The following is a 15,850-nucleotide window of genomic DNA, read 5'->3' on the forward strand; positions in this document are numbered from 1 at the left end:
CGATGTCGGCTCATCGCATCCTGGGGCTGAATAAGGTCCCAAGGGTTGGTCTGTTCGCCCATTAAAGCGGTACGTGAGCTGGGTTCAGAACGTCGTGAGACAGTTCGGACTCTATCCATCGTGGGCGTAGGAAACTTGAGGGGAGTCGTCCATAGTACGAGAGGACCTGGATGAACGTACCTCTGATGTACGAGCTGTCCTGCCAAGGGCACTGCTCGGTAGTCAAGTACGGAAGGGATAACCGCTGAAGGCATCTAAGCGGGAAGCCCACCCCAAGATTAGGTTTCCCGTGTGACCCCCGCAAGGGGAGTCACCCTGAAGGCTCCTGGTAGACTACCAGGTAATAGGCCACAGGTGGAAGCGCAGCAATGCGTGCAGCCGAGTGGTACTAATCAGCCGTGAGGCTTGAGATTTCGGTCTGCTTCTCCTCCTTTTACATTTTGGAGTCTGTATTTCCCGGTGGTGATACCGGAGGGGCCACACCTCTTCCCATTCCGAACAGAGACGTTAAGCCCTCCAGGGCCGATGGTACTGTGCTGGTAACGGTATGGGAGAGTAGGTCGCTGCCGGGTTTTTCTTTGGGCCGGCGCGTCCGCAACCGGAGACGCCCGCCGGCCTGAGTGTGTGGGCAGGCGGGCCGCATCAGCGGCCCGCGCCCTTTTTTTGTTGACATGAACACCGAGGGGGGTATCATCTCGACGAGTATGGCACTCGCAATGCGCTATGGAGCAGTCCGGATTCAGTCCGGACTATCCGAGTGCGTCGCGGATGCCGGCTCATCCCAAATCCAAAAAAGAGAGGAGGTGAACCCAAAAATGAACAAGAAGGGCTTCACACTTATAGAGCTTCTCGTCGTCATCCTGATCATCGGTATCCTGCTCGCCCTCATCATCCCGAACTTCGTGCTGTTCCAGGAGCGCGCTCGTCGTACTTCTGTGAAGAACAACATGCACGTCGTCCAGACGTGCCTCGAAGCGTACGCTACCGACCACAACGGCAACTACCCGAGCGACGAATCTGACTGGACCGATCCCGAGGACATCTTCTACGCGTACTTCCCGGGCGGAGACCCGATCGGAGTCGATGGCGAGGCGATCTACGGCAACGCGCCGCTCAACCCCTACACCGGCATCAAGTACAACATCGAGGACGAGGACATGCTGTATCTGACCGACTACCTCGATGAGCAGGGCCAGGCCAGCCAGAAGCGCAGCGACGACGAGGCTTGCCCGTACGCCGATCTGCCTGCGGAGAACGAACTGCAGGGTACGATCATGGTGCTCGGCTACATCTACGACACGAACCCGCTGAACGTCGTACAGGAGTACGGTATCTGCGGTTACGGTCGTGACGTATCGAACCCGATGTTCGACCGCGACGAAGTGAACGAAGAGTTCATCTACTTCGTACTTCACAACTAGCGCTACATCGGTGGCAATAGGGCGGGGCCGCGAGGCCCCGCCCGCTCTTTCCCCGGGGCAAACCGCGGTTCCGGGCCCTGTACGGCTGCGGCCAGCTTGACACCGTTGCGACCACTCCTATAATCGCTCTGCCATGGCGAGTCTCAGCGAACCAGTCATCAGCGTCACCCGGCTGAGCAAGGTCTACCGTTCCGGGTTCCGGATGAAGCGCATCCAGGCGTTGACGGACATCAGCCTGGAGGTCGAGCGCGGGGAGATATTCGGATTCCTCGGCCCGAACGGCGCGGGCAAGACGACGTTCATCAAGGTCCTCATGGGTCTGACCGAACCGACGACCGGCGGGGCGCTGGTCTTCGGACGGCCGCCCCGCGATGCGGCGGCCAAGGCAAGACTCGGGTTCCTCCCGGAGTCGCCCTACTTCTACGACCACCTGACGGCAAGGGAGTTTCTGAGTCTGGCAACCCGGCTCTCCGCGGTCCCGAAGTCTGAGGCGGCCGGTCGCATCACCGGGCTGTTGCGCCTGCTGCGCATGGAGATCGCGGCCGATGTGCAGATGCGGGGATTCTCGCGCGGCATGCTGCAGCGGATGGGAATCGCGCAGGCGCTGGTCGCCGACCCGGAGCTGGTTGTGCTGGACGAGCCGATGGGCGGGCTTGATCCGATCGGGCGCAAGGAATTCCGGGATATCATCGTCGACCTGCGCGACCGGGGCAAGACGGTCTTCTTCTCCACCCACATTCTGTCCGACGTCGAGATGATCTGCGACCGGGTCGGCATCGTCATCGAGGGCCGCATGGCGGAAGTCGGCCGGCTGAGCGAGATACTGACCGGTGAGGTCGAGTCGGTCGAAGTCACGGTCAGGGGCGTGACGGGCAAGACGCAGAAGATCCTCGAGCGCGTATCCCGTCACACTATCAAGTCGGGTGACGAGCTGCTCTTGACGGTCAAGAGCGAAGAGGAGGTAGAGAAGATCATGGCCATCTGCCGCGAGGTCGGCGGCATCCGGGTGGTCGGCATCGTGCCGCACCGGCCGACGCTCGAAGACTACTTCATGGCGCACGTCGCGCAGGCCGGGAGGAAGCCGTGATCGAACGGGTCTCCGGAATTGCCCTGAACACGTTCCGCGAGTCGATCCGGGACAAGGTGCTCGTCACCCTGATCGTCTTCGCAGTGCTGGTCATGGGCAGCGCCCGGGTGATCCAGCCCCTGGCGCTCGGCGAAGAGGCCAAGATAGTCAAGGACCTCGGTCTCTCGGCCATCACCTTGTTCTGCGTGCTCATATCCATTCTGGTCGGGGGCCGAATCGTGTACCGGGAAGTCGAGAAGCGCACCATCTACATCATACTTGCCAAGCCGGTACGGCGCTGGGAGTTCATACTGGGCAAGTACCTGGGCTTGATGGCGGTGTTGGTCGTCAGCCTGGCGGTGATGACCGCGGCCTTCTACGCGATCCTGCTCGTCCTGGGCGTGGGGGCCCCGCTCTACCTGATGCTGGCAGTGCTGATGACGCTGTTCCAGCTCGCCATCCTGACCGCGGTCGCCGTCCAGTTCTCGACTTTCTCGACGCCGATCACCGGCGCCGTCTTCACGTTCGCCGTCTACTTCGTGGGCCACCTGTTGAGGGACCTGAAGCTGCTGGCGGCGATGAATCCGTCGCCGGTCGTCAAGGTGGTAAGCTACATCTTATACTATGCGCTGCCCAACTTGGGGAATTTCAATATCCGGCCGGAGGTCGTCTACGGCGCGCCGCTGGATCCACTGGCGCTGCTCTTCTCCGGGTTGTACGCCCTGGTCTACACCGCGACGCTGCTCCTGATCTCTACGCTGATATTCAACCGCAAGGAGTTCTAACCCGGTGCTGACCGAGGTCACACCTCGACCCCGCCCGCCCGGCCGCGCCGGCCCGCTCGCCGGCGTGCTGCCGGCCGTGCTGATCGTGTGGGGGTTCGTTGGCGCCTATCTGCTTCAACTTTCGATCGACCGGGCCGGCGAGGACCGTCTGCGGGAGAAGGCGGTAGCGGAAATGGCGTACTTCCCGTCCGGCCGGTTCGTCAGCCAGTCCTCCATCGAGTTCCAGAGCCTGGCGGCCGACTTCGTCTGGCTGCGGGGAATACAGTACTACGGCTACCATCTTATGTCCGACCGCAAGTACGAGTGGCTGGGCCACGTGTTTGACATCCTGACGTCACTCGACCCCGGCTTCGTCGGTGCCTACCACTTCGGGGGAATCACGCTGGCGTGGGACGCGGGCAAGCCGCACGAAGCTATGGATTTCCTTGTCAAGGGCATGAAGGCCAACCCGATGAACTGGCAGATCCCGTTTGACGCCGGTTTCATCTGCTACATGCTGTTGCGCGACTACGGGCGGGCGAGTACGTTCTTCGAGGCGGCATCGAAGATGCCCAATGCCTGGTTCATCCTCTCCCGCTGGGCCGCCATCGCCAAGGCCAAGTCAGGTGACTTTCAGACCGCTCGCGACATGTGGGTGGACATCCTGAAGGGCACCGAGAACCGGGCGCTGAAGGCGCTCGTCGTCCGGCAGTTGAGGAATCTCGACCTTACCGAGTCCACCGACCGTCTCCAGAAGGCGGTCTTCAGTTTCCAGGAAGACAGGAAGCGAATGCCGACCGACCTGCGGGAACTGCAGGCGACCGGGTACGTCGAGCGCATCCCCGAGGAACCCTACGGCGGCCGCTTCTATCTCAAGGACGGCAAAGTCCTTACGACAACGCCGCCGAACCAGAGGGAGTAGCAGCCGCCCAACTTGACAGACCGGCATTATTGCCCTATAACTGAGGGGAGGAGAAACCATGCGCATGAGAAATAGAGGCTTTACACTCATAGAGTTGCTCGTCGTTATACTGATCCTGGGTATCTTGATGGCTATGACCGTTCCCAGAATTGCCGGCGTACGCCAGCAGGCCCGCGAGGCCGCCATGAAGATGAACCTTCACAACGTCCAGGTGGTGATAGAGCAGTTCCACGCGGAGAAGGGCTACTACGCGGAGGATTTCTACGAAGATGGCTACGGCTCGGTCTTTCCCGGCGGCATCTTCGACCAACAGATAGGCACGTTGCCTACCAATCCCTGGACCGGCCGGCAGATGGACCCGGATGAATTCAATCCCGAGGACTACGACAAAGAAGCCGACTTGAGTGACGCCAACGAGGGCGGTCCGAACGACCAGTACGACTACGGGTACGGAGAGATCATCTACGGCATCTGGACGCCGCTGGGCGCCGACAACCCCACGGGTTACGGGCTGGTGGGAATCGGTCGGGGCGGGATGTCGATCCGGTCCTTTAACCAGGACGATGAAGCGATCATCTTCCTGCTGCACAGCTAGGAGCACCAATGTCCCGGTTTTCATCCTTGACACCGCTTAGGCGTGTTCCTATAATTCACGCAGTGAGCAGCACTTCTCGCGGAGCGCGCGGGTTCACGCTCGTAGAGCTACTAGTCGTGATATCCGTGTTGGGGATTATCCTTGCCTTCTTCGTTCCGACCATCGCCGGCCGGATCGCGACCAATGCCCGGCGCGTGGCAACCCTCCAGGAAATGAGGATGCTCCGTGACGCCATAGCCGGCGACCCGGACATCAGGATGAGCGGGGAGATGGTCGTCACCGGATTCAAGAACGATATCGGCCGGTGGCCGCGCGACCTGGTAGAGCTTGCCACCAGCAGGCCGGACACGGGATTCTACGCGGGACGCCCCTACCCCGGCAAGACGACCCTCCCGGCCTGGGATCCTTACCTCAAGAAGGGGTGGAACGGTCCCTACGTGCGTGAGGACGGCAACATGGGCTATACCGAAGACGCGTGGATCACTGACTACATGTTTGAAGTCCGCGGCACCGACACGGTCGGGCTGCGCAGCGCAGGTCCGGACCAGATGTTCTGGAAGATTACGCCCGGTGCACAGGACAGCGACGACATATGGGTGTTTTTCTAATGACAACCAGTGCTCGCAGGCATGACCGCGGCGTGACTTTGCTCGAACTCCTCGTCGTGCTGATGGTCCTGAGCATCATCCTAACTGCCGCGGTCAAGACCTGGGACGTGACCCTGGAGCGGGGACGGGCCCAGACCACTGCCAACAAACTGCAGCAGCTCGTCAAAGTCATCGTCGGCGACCCTGACTATATAGTCGCCGGCCAGCGCGCGGACTTCGGATTCGTTGGCGACGAAGGGCGCCTGCCGGACTCCTTGCCGGAACTCGTGAATCGCCCGCCCTCGGACAGCGTCTGGCGCGGGCCGTACATACGCTCGACCTTCAATCAGTCGGCCGACGGATACCGCATGGACGGCTGGGGTGATTCGATTGTCTACGGGCGCCAGAGGTACGCCAGCAACGACAGCCTTTTCGTTCGCAGCTACGGCGGCCGCGGGGTGGTAGACAGGAGCCGATGGCAGACTCTGAACTTTCCATACACCTACCAGGCGCTCGTGAATAACCAGGTCACCGGCCGAATCGTGGACATTCGCGGCGACCCGGTACCGCTTGGAAGAGCCATCATAGTTGACAATGTGAGAGTGAGGCTCTGGACTCCCAAGGCCGGCAGGGACACATTCGAGCAGAAGATCCAGGCAGATGCAGCCAATTTCACGTTCGCCGGGGTTCCCCAGGGGATACACCGAGTTGAGGCGTCACTCATAAGGTTTACGATACCGAGCGAGACACTGACGACGGTTCAGGACGTTCCCGTCTACCCCGGTTCCGGTGCGCGTGACGTAATCATGCGGATCCCCGTGGATTGGGACGACATATAGTGGCAAGGGAGCGTGAGATGAAGGGCAGACAGGGATTTACCTTGATGGAACTGCTGGTGGTGCTGCTCATCATCGGCATTCTGAGCACGGTCGCGCTCCGGACAATTGACGCAACCCGTGACCGGGGCCTATTCGACCAGACCACAAAAGAGATGAACCAGCTGGTGTACGCGCTGGTCGGCAATCCTGACCTGACGTACGACGGCCGGCGGGTTGACTTCGGATACTACGGAGACATTGAGCAATTGCCGACCGATCTGACAGCGCTCGTCCAGAGCACCGGCGACCCCGCGTGGAAAGGGCCGTACCTGCGGCTGGCGGCGGCAATTGAGGACTCGAGCTACCTGTATGACGGATGGGGAGTGCGCTACGTTATTAACCCGAACAAGGGTATCATCACTAGCAACAACGGGAAGTACCAGATGACCGTGAGGATAGTCGACTCCGTAGATCAACTGTGGGAGAATGCCATCGTCGGCACCATAACAGACATAGACGGCGCCGCTCCCGGTGATTCCACCGTTACGGATCTCAAGGTCAGGATGTACTACAACAATCCCAACGCCCACGGCGGTGACGATTCCGTCGAGGTCCGGCCCAGCGCCGGGGGATTCTACGAGATCTCAACCGATGTTCCCGGCATCACCTCGGTACCCATCGGCCTAAGAAAGCTGGTGGCATTTACGCCGACCGAGCAGTTGGTTCGGTGCGTAACCGTGGTGCCACGTTCCCGGACGGTCGTTGATTTCAAGTTCACATCGTCTTTCTGGAACAAGCTGCGCATGATTGGCCAGCCGAAATTGACGGCCGACAGCTCGGGTTTTCGAATCAAACTCATCAACGATGAGCCCGACCCTGTCACCATCAACTGGCTGACGTTCTCGAATACCCCCGTCAATGCGTACATGAGGGATTTCTACATTGACACGGACAAAGCCGGCTATCCGATTGGCCCCGGGCTAGACGGCACTGGTCCCGATGACACCGTCAATTTCGCGGTGCCGCACACTATCGCGCCGTTTGGAGCACAGGAAGTTGAGATCGCGTTCTTGGAGTTCTACGTCAATGAGAACGGTACCGGCGCAAAGGTCAACGTGACGGGCAAGATGTTTCAGTTCCGCTTTAGTGACGGCTCGGAGATAACCGTCAACCCTTGAGGCTAGACATAAGGAGGAGTATTGGCAACCGGTAGCATTTCTGGCAACCTGTTCGGCGGGGGCGGCAAAGGCACGCTCTGTATTGATATCGGTTCCAATTCGGTGAAGTTCGTGAAGATGGAAGGCGGCCGCGTCACCGATTACGGCTTCAAGGAGATCGGTGAGGCGTTCGACGTACCTTCAATTCTGCGCGAACTGGTCAAGGACTACAAACCCGGTGAGGTGTTCAGCTTCGTGTCCGGGCCGTCGGTGAGTCTGCGCCAGGCCCCGTTCCCGAAGATGAACCGCCGCGAGCTGAAGGACGCCATCATGCTCCGGCTGGAGAAGTACTCACCGTTCACCGTCGACGAGGCGATCCTCGACTTCAAGGCGCTGGGGCCCGTACGCGAGGCGGGCGCCATCAAGGACAACGTGATGGTGGTGGCCGCGCGCAAGGACATCGTTTCCGACCACATTTCGACCCTGCGCAAGGCCGGCCTCGAGCCTTCCGGCATCGGCGTCATTCCCTTTGCCCTCCAGGCGGCGGTGAAGAAATACGGCAAGCTGAAGCCGGACGAGACCGTCTGTCTGCTCGACATCGGCGCCGAGTTCACCGACATGGTGTTCATGAAGGGCGAGCGGCTTGACCTTGCCCGCACCATCACCACTGCCGGCAATGCCGTCACCGAAGCCATGACGGTTGCCATCACTACTGAGGAAGGGCAGCTGGCGCTTGACGCATACGACGCCGAAAACATGAAGCGGAAGTTCGGGCTGCCGTCGGATGATTCCACCGAGCGGCTGCCGTCCGGCATCATGGTGAAGCGGCTGGCGACCCTGCAGCGTCCTGCGCTCGAGCGGTTCGTGGCCGAAATCAACCGTTCCATCGACTACTACCGCCGCGAGTTCGGGGAGACCAAGATCGATCGGCTCCTGCTCTGCGGCGGCACCGCGGCGATGAAGGGCCTGCGCGAGTACATCCAGACCAGCCTCGGTATCACCACCCAACTCTTCGACCCGTTCAAAGAAGGCGCCATCTACAAGAAAGGTACGGCGCCCGAAGGTGAGATCGGCCACCGGCTGGTAACGGCGCTGGGTCTGGCCTATGACCACGCGTCGGTGGACCTGCTGCCGATGGAGATGAAGACCGGCAAGTTCATCGCCCGGGACATCAGGCTGGCGGTGGTGGGCGGAGTGCTGTGGATCGGTCTCCTCGCCGTGATCTACGCGATGCTGGCCGGCTCGGCTCAAGCCAAGGCGCTGGAGGTCAGCCGACTGAAGCGCGACCTGAAGGCGACCGAGGACGCGAACAAGGAGTACTTCGCGCTCGAGGTCCAGGTGAAGGATATGGAAGCGAAGCAGCGTAGCCTGACGGCGGTCGTCGGTGAGCAGATCATCTCGGTGCCGGTGATGGCTCAGGTTACGAGGATGGTCCCCAACAACGTCCAGCTCAATTCCCTGGCTTTGACCGGTCAGAAGAACGTGAAGATGACGGGTGTGGTGTCTGCCGACCAGTTCCTGCTCGACATCGACCTCTCCCAGTTCATGATTGACCTCGAAAACAGCCCCGGATTTCAGCAGGTTCAGCTTGTGTCCAAGAACCGGAGCTCGCTCCAGGGCGAATCGGTCCTGGAGTTCGAAATCCAGTGCGTAACGGAGTGAACCATGGCATCATTTCTTGAGCGACGGGTACTGATCATCGGACTGGCGGCGTACGTGGTTCTGGCCCTGCTGGCGGTATTCCTGCTCTACCGGCCGAGACTGCAGGCCCGGGCAGAGAGCTCCGCGCAGGCCGCCTCGCTGCAGAAGCAGCTTGATGAAACGCGGGCCCGGGTCAAGGGCATCGGCAAATTGCGCGAGCGCGTGGCCGAGCTGCAGCAAGCCAACTCTCAGTTCATCGCGCGGGTCGTGCCGCGGTCGCAGATGCTCTCGATGCTGAGGCAGCTGGCGCAGCTGGGTGCGGATCGCAAAGTCCGTTTCCTCGAGATCGCGCCGCCATCGTTCGACTCGCTGCTGCAGCAGGAGAACCCAACCGTGCCGCTGCGCACGGTGCCTTTCATGGTGACCGTGCAGGGGCGCTACATCGACATCGGCCAGTACGTCGAGAGCCTCGACAAATTCCCGTACTTCGTGCGCGTGCCCGACTTTGAAGTCAGCGCGCGCGAGGACGTCCGCCCTGAGGTCGAGGCCAAGCTTCTGGTGAACCTGGTAGCTTCCAGCCTGGCCATGGGTGGAAAACTATGAGAAGAATCGTTCTCGTCCTGGTGCTGGTCGGGGTGCTCATCATTGCCGGCTACATGCTGCTGCGGCCCAAGGGGACCGCGGCGCGAGCCAAATCGAGGGTCGCGCTCACCGATTCACTCTCCGGTGACGTAGCCAGTACGGGTGCCAAAGCCGTCAAGACGGCCGGCGTCCGGACAGCGAGGAGTGCCGGCAAGGTGGCCGGCAAACTCAAGGCGAGCACGTCGGCAGAACGGCGGGAGAAGGCCAAGAAGATTCGCGCCGCGGAGAGCGCCCGCAAGAAGGCGCTGAAGCGCGCGGAGCGGGAGAAGAAGCGGATGCTGAAGAAGGCGGCCCGCGTCCGGCGCGGCCGTTCGACCCGCAAGAGCGGCGGGATCTACGTGCTCAAGGCCATCGTTGCCACCGGGAGCGACAACTACGCGCTGGTCGATGCACGGAAGGTTCAGGTCGGTGACTTCGTGCTCGGACGGAAGATAGTCGGGATTAGCCCGGACCGCATTGAGATCGAGGCGTTCGGCAGGCGCAGTATAGTCCGCGTTGGCGGGAGCCTGTTGCCTTCATCGTACAGCCCGACGAGAATCAGGTAGATTAATGCGGGGTTTTGCAGCGTTGTCTGCCGGTATGCTGACGCAGAAAGGGGTATCTTGAGATACAGGATTCTGGTACTTTTAGGCATAGCCGTGGCGGTGCTGGCGCTCTACACCTTTGCGTTCCGGCCACAACCGGAACTGAGGGGATTGAGCGCGGCGGCGGCCGAGGCGACTGGCGCCAAGACTGAGGCGGTCCAGCCGGCACCGACGGCCACGGATAACGCTTCCAAGCCCGCGGAGGCAACCGGCGCGCTGACGCCGAAGGTGCTGCCACCGGAGACCTGGGACACGGACCCGTTCGTCCGTGACTGGGTCATGGTGAATGAACTGGCTAATCTCAGACTTAAGGCAATCACGCTCGGAGGCGAACGGCCGTACGCCCTGATCAACGACCAGATCCTGCAGGTCGGAGATGAAATCAGCGGCAAGCGGGTCGTCAAGATCGAGGGTGACAACGTAACACTGGAGCAGGGCGGACGGACGTTCACCTTGCTGCTGGGGGAGTGAAAACATGACCAGGAAAACAGCAATTCCATTCCTTGCAGTCCTCTGCCTCTGCTCGGTGCTGCTTGCGCAAGAGCCCGTCAGCGTCACTGACGTCGCGGTAGACAAGCTGCTCGAAAACGTCCGCGTAACCGTCGTCTGCAGCGGCAATCCCAACGTCAGTTCGTACCTCTCCGCCGACCCGCTGGCGCTGGTGGTAGACGTCATGGGCGCCACTTCCAAGCTCCAGCAGGAACGGATCGAATCGGCCTACTACCCGGTGAGCGGCGTGAAGGTCGAGCAGAGCGAAGCGGCATCGGGTCTGCGGGTGACAATCGGCCTGCGTGATCCGGTTGAGCACCGGGTGACGGTAGAGAACGGTCTGGTGGTCGTCGAACTGGGCCTCCACCCGATCGCGCCGACCCCGGTCATGGTGAGCGAGGACCAGTTTGCCGGCAAGCGGCTGACCCTCTACGTGAAAGACGCAGACCTGACCGACATAATCAGGATGATTGCCAGCCAGTTTGACCTGAATATCCTGGCGACGCAGGACGTGAAATCACTGGTCACCGTCCGCCTGAACGATGTGCCCCTGCGGCAGGGCCTGGACGCCCTGCTGAAGGCGGGTCTGGCCAATATGGTCGTGGACAAACAGGGCATTATCATCGTCAAGCCGGAGAAGAAGGAGATGTTCGGCGAGACCCAGACTCGCTTGTTCCCGCTCGACTACGTCGAGGCGAAGGACATTGTCAGGGTCATGAAGAAGGTGATGTCGCCGGTCGGTGAGGCACTGGCCGCGGACCGGAGGCTGGCTGCCGGAGGTGGTTCGGAGCGGTCTGCGTACGTCATGGTCAGCGACATCCCTGAGGCGCTCGAACGCGTCGCGGAGTTCATCGCCGAGTACGACCGCCCGATTCCTCAGATCGTGATCGAGGTCAAGTTTGTCGAGACTATGGTGAACGCCAGCGACATCCTCGGCGTCGAATGGAAACTGGGTCTTGCGGCCAGAGCGGGCGCTCCGGCCGTCGGTGAGGACGATGCGTTCCCGCTGATCGTTCCGAACGGCCTGCTGCCCGGACTCAGCAATGCCGTGATCGGCAGGCTCGACTACTCCGGACTCAGCGCGGCGATGGACTTTCTCCAGACTCGCGGCAACTCGCGGGTGCTGGCCAGTCCGAGCACGATGACGCTGGACAACCACACCGCTACGATCAGCATGGGTACCGACGTGCCGCTTCAGGAGTTAAGTACCGACCCCAAGACCGGGTTGGTACTGTCGACGTGGCGGACCCGGTCGGTGCCGATAGCGCTTGAGGTCACGCCGCACGTGACTTCCGACGGCAGGGTGAGCATGAGGGTCAAGCCGAGCGTTGAAGCGATAACCGGCTGGGTCGGGTCGTCCGACAACCGGCAGCCGATAGTCTCACGCCGTTCGGCCGAGTCTCACATCGTCGTGGGCGACGGCGAGGTAGCGGTGATCGGCGGTCTCACCCGAGACGAGGAAACCAAGACGATCGGGAAGATACCCCTGCTCGGCGACATCCCGATCCTGGGACACCTGTTCAGGAAGACCACTATCAACCACACGAAGAGTGAGCTGATCATATTCATCATTCCGCGTGTCGTAGCGCCACAGATTCAGACCTCCCAGCGACCTGGGAAGTACTTCGTAGACTGACGCTTCGCGCCCGACGTCGGATACCAACCGGGTTCGACGTCGGGCGCTGCGCATTATGAAGTGGAAAGGCCAAAGTGAAGAAGTCCCAAGTCCGGACTTGTCCATTTCCCCTTTCCACTTCTTCCCTTCGGTGAAACGTCCATGAGCATTGACGAGCTGCTGCGCTACGCAGCGAAGTACGGAGCTTCCGACCTGCACATAACGGTCGGCAATCCGCCCATTATCCGGGTCAACGGTAAACTCAAGAAGATACCCGGCCCGGCCCTGTCGTGCGACGATTCCCGGGAGCTGCTCTATTCGATACTGACCGACGAGCAGCGGGCGGCGGTTGAGCAACGGCGCGAACTCGACCTGTCGTATACCTGGGGTACCTGTGCGCCGGCCGGCAGCCTCGTAGTCGAGTACACGACGCCGGAGCGGGTCCGCGCGCGGGTGAACGTCTTCATGGACATGTCGGGAGTCGGCGGGGCTTTCCGTATCATCACGGCCAAGATCCGGCCCCTGGAGGAACTCCCGGCGCCTGATTCGGTGGCAGAACTGACTCGCTGCCCGACCGGGCTCGTCCTCGTCACCGGCCCGACCGGCTGTGGCAAGTCAACGACGCTGGCAAGCATGATCGACCTGATTGACCAGGAGCGGCAGGACCGGATCATCACCATCGAAGACCCCATCGAGTACATCTTCAAGGGTCAGAACTGCCTGATCAGTCAGCGCGAGATCGGCGCCCACTCGCGGTCGTTCGCCGATGCGCTGCGGGCCTGCCTGCGCGAGGACCCGAACGTCATCTTCGTCGGTGAGATGCGCGACCTGGAGACCATCCAGCTGGCGCTGACCGCGGCCGAGACCGGCCACCTCGTTCTCTCGACGCTCCATACCAACAACGTGGCGCAGACCGTTGACCGGGTGATTGACGTCTTTCCCGCCGACCAGCACGACTACGTGCGGCAGATATTCGCGAACGTCATCCGCGGCATCATCTCCCAGACTCTCCTGCCGCGGAAGGACCAGCGCGGCCGGGTCGCGGCCATGGAGGTGCTCATCGCCACACCCGCAGTCAAGAACATGATCCGGGAAAGCAAATCGCACCAGGTCGCCTCGCTGGTCCAGACCGGTGTTCAGCACGGCATGCAGACCATGGACCAGTGCCTTTCCATGCTCCTGCACAAAGGGCTGATCACGATTGAGACCGCCTACGCGGTGGCAACCGACAAGAAGCTCTTCGCGCCGCCGGAGATGCAGGCCGAGTCCGGCACGCGGTGATCGGCCCTGGAACCGGAAGTGGGAATCCACCACCAGGGCACAAAGACACGAAGCAGAGAAGAGAGGCCGCAGTCTGCAGCGCGCAGGAGGGGTTCGACAGTCCTGAATTCCGGGCTCTGCATCCTGACTTCAGACCTCGTCCGATCTCCGGTCCTCGGTGTCCGGGTGGTCTGATGCCGATCTTCAGGTGATCTGGGCCCTCACCGCCCTGCTCGGGCTGGTCTTCGGCAGTTTCTTCAACGTCGTCATCTGGCGGGTCCCGCTCCACAAGTCTATCTCCTCGCCGCCTTCGCACTGCCCGCGCTGCCGCAAGCCGATACGAGCCTATGACAACGTCCCGGTGCTGAGCTGGCTGTTGCTGCGCGGCCGGTGTCGCGACTGCCGCAAGCCGATTCCGGTCCGCTATCCGCTGATTGAGGCGCTCACCGGACTGCTATTTGTCGCGGCCTTCGCGCGGTTCGGCTTCAGCCTGATGACAGTCAAGGCCATCGTGTTCATCTCGCTGCTGATCATCACCGCCTTCATCGACCTCGACCACCAGGTCATCCCATTCGGATTCAGCCTCACCGGGCTGGCGCTGGGGCTGCTGGGCGGAGCATTTGCTCCACCACCGCGCGTCGTCCAGGCGGTTGCCGCCGCCGCCGCCGGCGCCGGCTTCATACTATTCGCGATTCTCCTTTGGCGGTACGTGCTGGCCGGGGTGTTCCGTCGTTTCGGGGTGGACCAGAAAGAGGGGATGGGCCTCGGTGACCTGCCCTACGCGGCGATGATAGGCGCGTTTGTCGGACTGAAGGGGCTGGTCGTGGCTCTGGCCGCCGCCGTGGTCTTCGGGGTCATCATCGGGCTCATGGCCCGTTCAATCGGCCGAAACCAGCGCGGCCAGCCGATCCCGTTCGGCCCGTTCCTTGCCCTCGGCGCGCTCGTTGGTCTCTTCTTCGGCCCGCAGCTCTTCAACACCTACGCACGCTTCGCCGGCCTGGCCTAGCTGCAGGCGTACAAAGAGACCGGGGAGCAGGATCTTTCCGCCACTGCAAACTGCGAACTGGCCACTGCAAGCTCGCGCCTTGGGCGCGTCAAAGCTCCCTTGAAAGCTCGCCGGAAAGCTCGTCTCAGAGCTCGCTGGGAAGTATCGTGGAAAGCTCACACGAAAGCTCGCTGCATCGCTTCTTCCATCGCTCATCTCAAGACTCGTCACATAGCTTCGGGGATGGCTCGTCTCGAAGCTCAGCGCTTCGCTTCTTCCATCGCTTGCTTCAAAGCTCCACGCAAAGCTCGGGCTATAGCTCCTCTGAAGGCTCAGCTCAAAGCTCACTTCAAGGCTCGTTTCATGACTTCTTCGAAAGCCAGCTCGAAAACTGCCCAGGGGGCGACCCCTATATGCGAGTTCCCGAGCGTGCGACCGGGTCTAAGCCAGCCATAATCTGGTAGTTATGCCTGACGGTCGCCTCGCACAAACTCCACGGTTCTCTTGGGTCCTTCGGCATGCCGCGTCCTCATGTATCGGCTCTTGCCGTCACTGGCATTGGGGAAGCCAGGGACCCAAGACGTAGCGTCCAACGCCGTTCTTGTCCCTAAGGGTCCCTGTCGGGCAGCGCATACATCGATCTTCGTACATTGATCCCGCTAAGTCATTATCATTCCTCCGTTTCGGCGACTCCGGATTCTGGTCTCTGGATTCTGGACTCTGAGTTTCCCGTCTTCGGATGCCCATCTACCGGACGGTAGGGGGAGCTCCTGCACCCGGAGCGGCCCCTGGTGCAGCCTTCGCTCCGGGACTCGCAACAGGAGCCGCAACAGCGCATGGAACGGCCGCCGCTCAACCCTCCGGTACGGCATCCGGTGCGGCTCTCGCTACAGCCGCTGCTCATCCAGTCGCTCCAGCGTCCGCAACAGGTGCAAGTCCTCCTTCTTGAGCAGCCCTCGCTTCACCACCCGCTGCAGCCGCCGCTCCAGCCTCTGCTGCGGCCACCGCAACAGCCATCGTAGCGGCACCCGCTCCTGCGCCCGCAAATGCCCACGGAACAGCCGCCGGCCCAGTACCCGCTCCGGGCCAGGGTCCGGCCGCAGCACCGGCCCCTGCACCACGCTCCGCTCCTGCCCGCAGCCCCGCGCCCGGAACGGACCTCAGTCCAGAACCGAGGGGTCATGTCCTAGAATTCCTGTAGATTCGAGGCTGGTTTTGACCGGAATAGAAGAAGGCGTAAGCTCCGATGTTGTTGATTAAGTCGAGTGCCGGCGATGCCGGCAGAAAGGAAACTTACGCCGTGG

The 15,850-nt window shown here is 61.5% G+C and carries 16 protein-coding genes and 2 rRNA genes; 17 read left to right on the forward strand and 1 reads right to left on the reverse strand.

The window, feature by feature from the left end; translation table 11 throughout:
* The 17 genes from FJY68_10445 to FJY68_10525 form a co-directional block, all read left to right on the forward strand.
* A 23S ribosomal RNA gene (locus tag FJY68_10445) occupies window positions 1-416 on the forward strand; the annotation flags it as partial.
* Window positions 417-455: 39 nt separating this feature from the next.
* Window positions 456-572: ribosomal RNA gene (gene rrf / locus FJY68_10450) — 5S ribosomal RNA — on the forward strand.
* 99 nt (window positions 573-671) lie between these two features.
* Window positions 672-1,421: a prepilin-type N-terminal cleavage/methylation domain-containing protein gene (locus tag FJY68_10455; GenBank protein MBM3332247.1), complete on the forward strand. Its 750-nt coding sequence runs from the start codon at window positions 672-674 to the stop codon at window positions 1,419-1,421.
* Between the two features lie 133 nt (window positions 1,422-1,554).
* On the forward strand, window positions 1,555-2,508 hold the full coding sequence (locus tag FJY68_10460; protein ID MBM3332248.1) for an ABC transporter ATP-binding protein: 954 nt from the start codon (window positions 1,555-1,557) through the stop codon (window positions 2,506-2,508).
* Window positions 2,403-3,272, forward strand: coding sequence for an ABC transporter permease (locus tag FJY68_10465; protein MBM3332249.1), 870 nt, complete (start codon window positions 2,403-2,405; stop codon window positions 3,270-3,272). Before FJY68_10460 ends, FJY68_10465 begins: the two co-directional genes overlap by 106 nt.
* A 4-nt stretch (window positions 3,273-3,276) precedes the next feature.
* On the forward strand, window positions 3,277-4,173 hold the full coding sequence (locus tag FJY68_10470; protein ID MBM3332250.1) for a hypothetical protein: 897 nt from the start codon (window positions 3,277-3,279) through the stop codon (window positions 4,171-4,173).
* A gap of 58 nt (window positions 4,174-4,231) precedes the next feature.
* On the forward strand, window positions 4,232-4,768 hold the full coding sequence (locus FJY68_10475; protein MBM3332251.1) for a type II secretion system protein: 537 nt from the start codon (window positions 4,232-4,234) through the stop codon (window positions 4,766-4,768).
* An 8-nt stretch (window positions 4,769-4,776) separates the two neighbouring features.
* On the forward strand, window positions 4,777-5,376 hold the full coding sequence (locus FJY68_10480; protein MBM3332252.1) for a prepilin-type N-terminal cleavage/methylation domain-containing protein: 600 nt from the start codon (window positions 4,777-4,779) through the stop codon (window positions 5,374-5,376).
* Window positions 5,361-6,194 (forward strand): prepilin-type N-terminal cleavage/methylation domain-containing protein, encoded by an 834-nt coding sequence (locus FJY68_10485; GenBank protein MBM3332253.1) that lies wholly within the window; start codon window positions 5,361-5,363, stop codon window positions 6,192-6,194. Before FJY68_10480 ends, FJY68_10485 begins: the two co-directional genes overlap by 16 nt.
* A gap of 17 nt (window positions 6,195-6,211) precedes the next feature.
* Entirely contained in the window at window positions 6,212-7,351 is a 1,140-nt protein-coding gene (locus tag FJY68_10490; protein MBM3332254.1) for a prepilin-type N-terminal cleavage/methylation domain-containing protein, read from the forward strand.
* Window positions 7,352-7,372: 21 nt separating this feature from the next.
* Complete coding sequence (gene pilM / locus FJY68_10495; GenBank protein MBM3332255.1) at window positions 7,373-8,992, forward strand: type IV pilus assembly protein PilM; 1,620 nt, start codon at window positions 7,373-7,375, stop codon at window positions 8,990-8,992.
* A 3-nt stretch (window positions 8,993-8,995) separates the two neighbouring features.
* Entirely contained in the window at window positions 8,996-9,574 is a 579-nt protein-coding gene (locus tag FJY68_10500; protein ID MBM3332256.1) for a hypothetical protein, read from the forward strand.
* Window positions 9,571-10,158 carry a hypothetical protein gene (locus tag FJY68_10505; GenBank protein MBM3332257.1) on the forward strand — a complete coding sequence of 196 codons (588 nt, stop codon included), beginning with the start codon at window positions 9,571-9,573 and terminating at the stop codon, window positions 10,156-10,158. Before FJY68_10500 ends, FJY68_10505 begins: the two co-directional genes overlap by 4 nt.
* 57 nt (window positions 10,159-10,215) lie before the next feature.
* Window positions 10,216-10,668: a hypothetical protein gene (locus tag FJY68_10510; protein MBM3332258.1), complete on the forward strand. Its 453-nt coding sequence runs from the start codon at window positions 10,216-10,218 to the stop codon at window positions 10,666-10,668.
* Between the two features lie 4 nt (window positions 10,669-10,672).
* Window positions 10,673-12,322: an AMIN domain-containing protein gene (locus tag FJY68_10515; protein ID MBM3332259.1), complete on the forward strand. Its 1,650-nt coding sequence runs from the start codon at window positions 10,673-10,675 to the stop codon at window positions 12,320-12,322.
* Between the two features lie 141 nt (window positions 12,323-12,463).
* Window positions 12,464-13,582, forward strand: a complete 1,119-nt coding sequence (locus FJY68_10520) for a type IV pilus twitching motility protein PilT (protein ID MBM3332260.1) — start codon at window positions 12,464-12,466, stop codon at window positions 13,580-13,582.
* A 157-nt stretch (window positions 13,583-13,739) separates the two neighbouring features.
* Entirely contained in the window at window positions 13,740-14,567 is an 828-nt protein-coding gene (locus FJY68_10525; GenBank protein ID MBM3332261.1) for a prepilin peptidase, read from the forward strand.
* Window positions 14,568-15,433: 866 nt separating this feature from the next.
* Here the strand turns inward: FJY68_10525 and FJY68_10530 are convergent.
* Complete coding sequence (locus FJY68_10530) at window positions 15,434-15,667, reverse strand: hypothetical protein (GenBank protein ID MBM3332262.1); 234 nt, start codon at window positions 15,665-15,667, stop codon at window positions 15,434-15,436.
* Between the last annotated feature and the right edge of the window lie 183 nt (window positions 15,668-15,850).

The sequence above is a fragment of the candidate division WOR-3 bacterium genome (genome assembly GCA_016867815.1).
In the GTDB taxonomy this organism is placed as follows: Bacteria; Hydrothermota; Tepidihabitantia; order Tepidihabitantales; family Tepidihabitantaceae; genus UBA2258.

What these genes read in the sequence shown, in the direction of transcription:
- FJY68_10455 (MBM3332247.1), top strand. Translation starts at nt 672, where the DNA reads ATGAACACCGAGGGGGGTATCATCTCGACGAGTATGGCACTCGCAATG.
- FJY68_10460 (MBM3332248.1), top strand. Translation starts at nt 1,555, where the DNA reads ATGGCGAGTCTCAGCGAACCAGTCATCAGCGTCACCCGGCTGAGCAAG.
- FJY68_10475 (MBM3332251.1), top strand. Translation starts at nt 4,232, where the DNA reads ATGCGCATGAGAAATAGAGGCTTTACACTCATAGAGTTGCTCGTCGTT.
- FJY68_10480 (MBM3332252.1), top strand. Translation starts at nt 4,777, where the DNA reads ATGTCCCGGTTTTCATCCTTGACACCGCTTAGGCGTGTTCCTATAATT.
- FJY68_10485 (MBM3332253.1), top strand. Translation starts at nt 5,361, where the DNA reads ATGGGTGTTTTTCTAATGACAACCAGTGCTCGCAGGCATGACCGCGGC.
- FJY68_10490 (MBM3332254.1), top strand. Translation starts at nt 6,212, where the DNA reads ATGAAGGGCAGACAGGGATTTACCTTGATGGAACTGCTGGTGGTGCTG.
- FJY68_10500 (MBM3332256.1), top strand. Translation starts at nt 8,996, where the DNA reads ATGGCATCATTTCTTGAGCGACGGGTACTGATCATCGGACTGGCGGCG.
- FJY68_10505 (MBM3332257.1), top strand. Translation starts at nt 9,571, where the DNA reads ATGAGAAGAATCGTTCTCGTCCTGGTGCTGGTCGGGGTGCTCATCATT.
- FJY68_10515 (MBM3332259.1), top strand. Translation starts at nt 10,673, where the DNA reads ATGACCAGGAAAACAGCAATTCCATTCCTTGCAGTCCTCTGCCTCTGC.
- FJY68_10520 (MBM3332260.1), top strand. Translation starts at nt 12,464, where the DNA reads ATGAGCATTGACGAGCTGCTGCGCTACGCAGCGAAGTACGGAGCTTCC.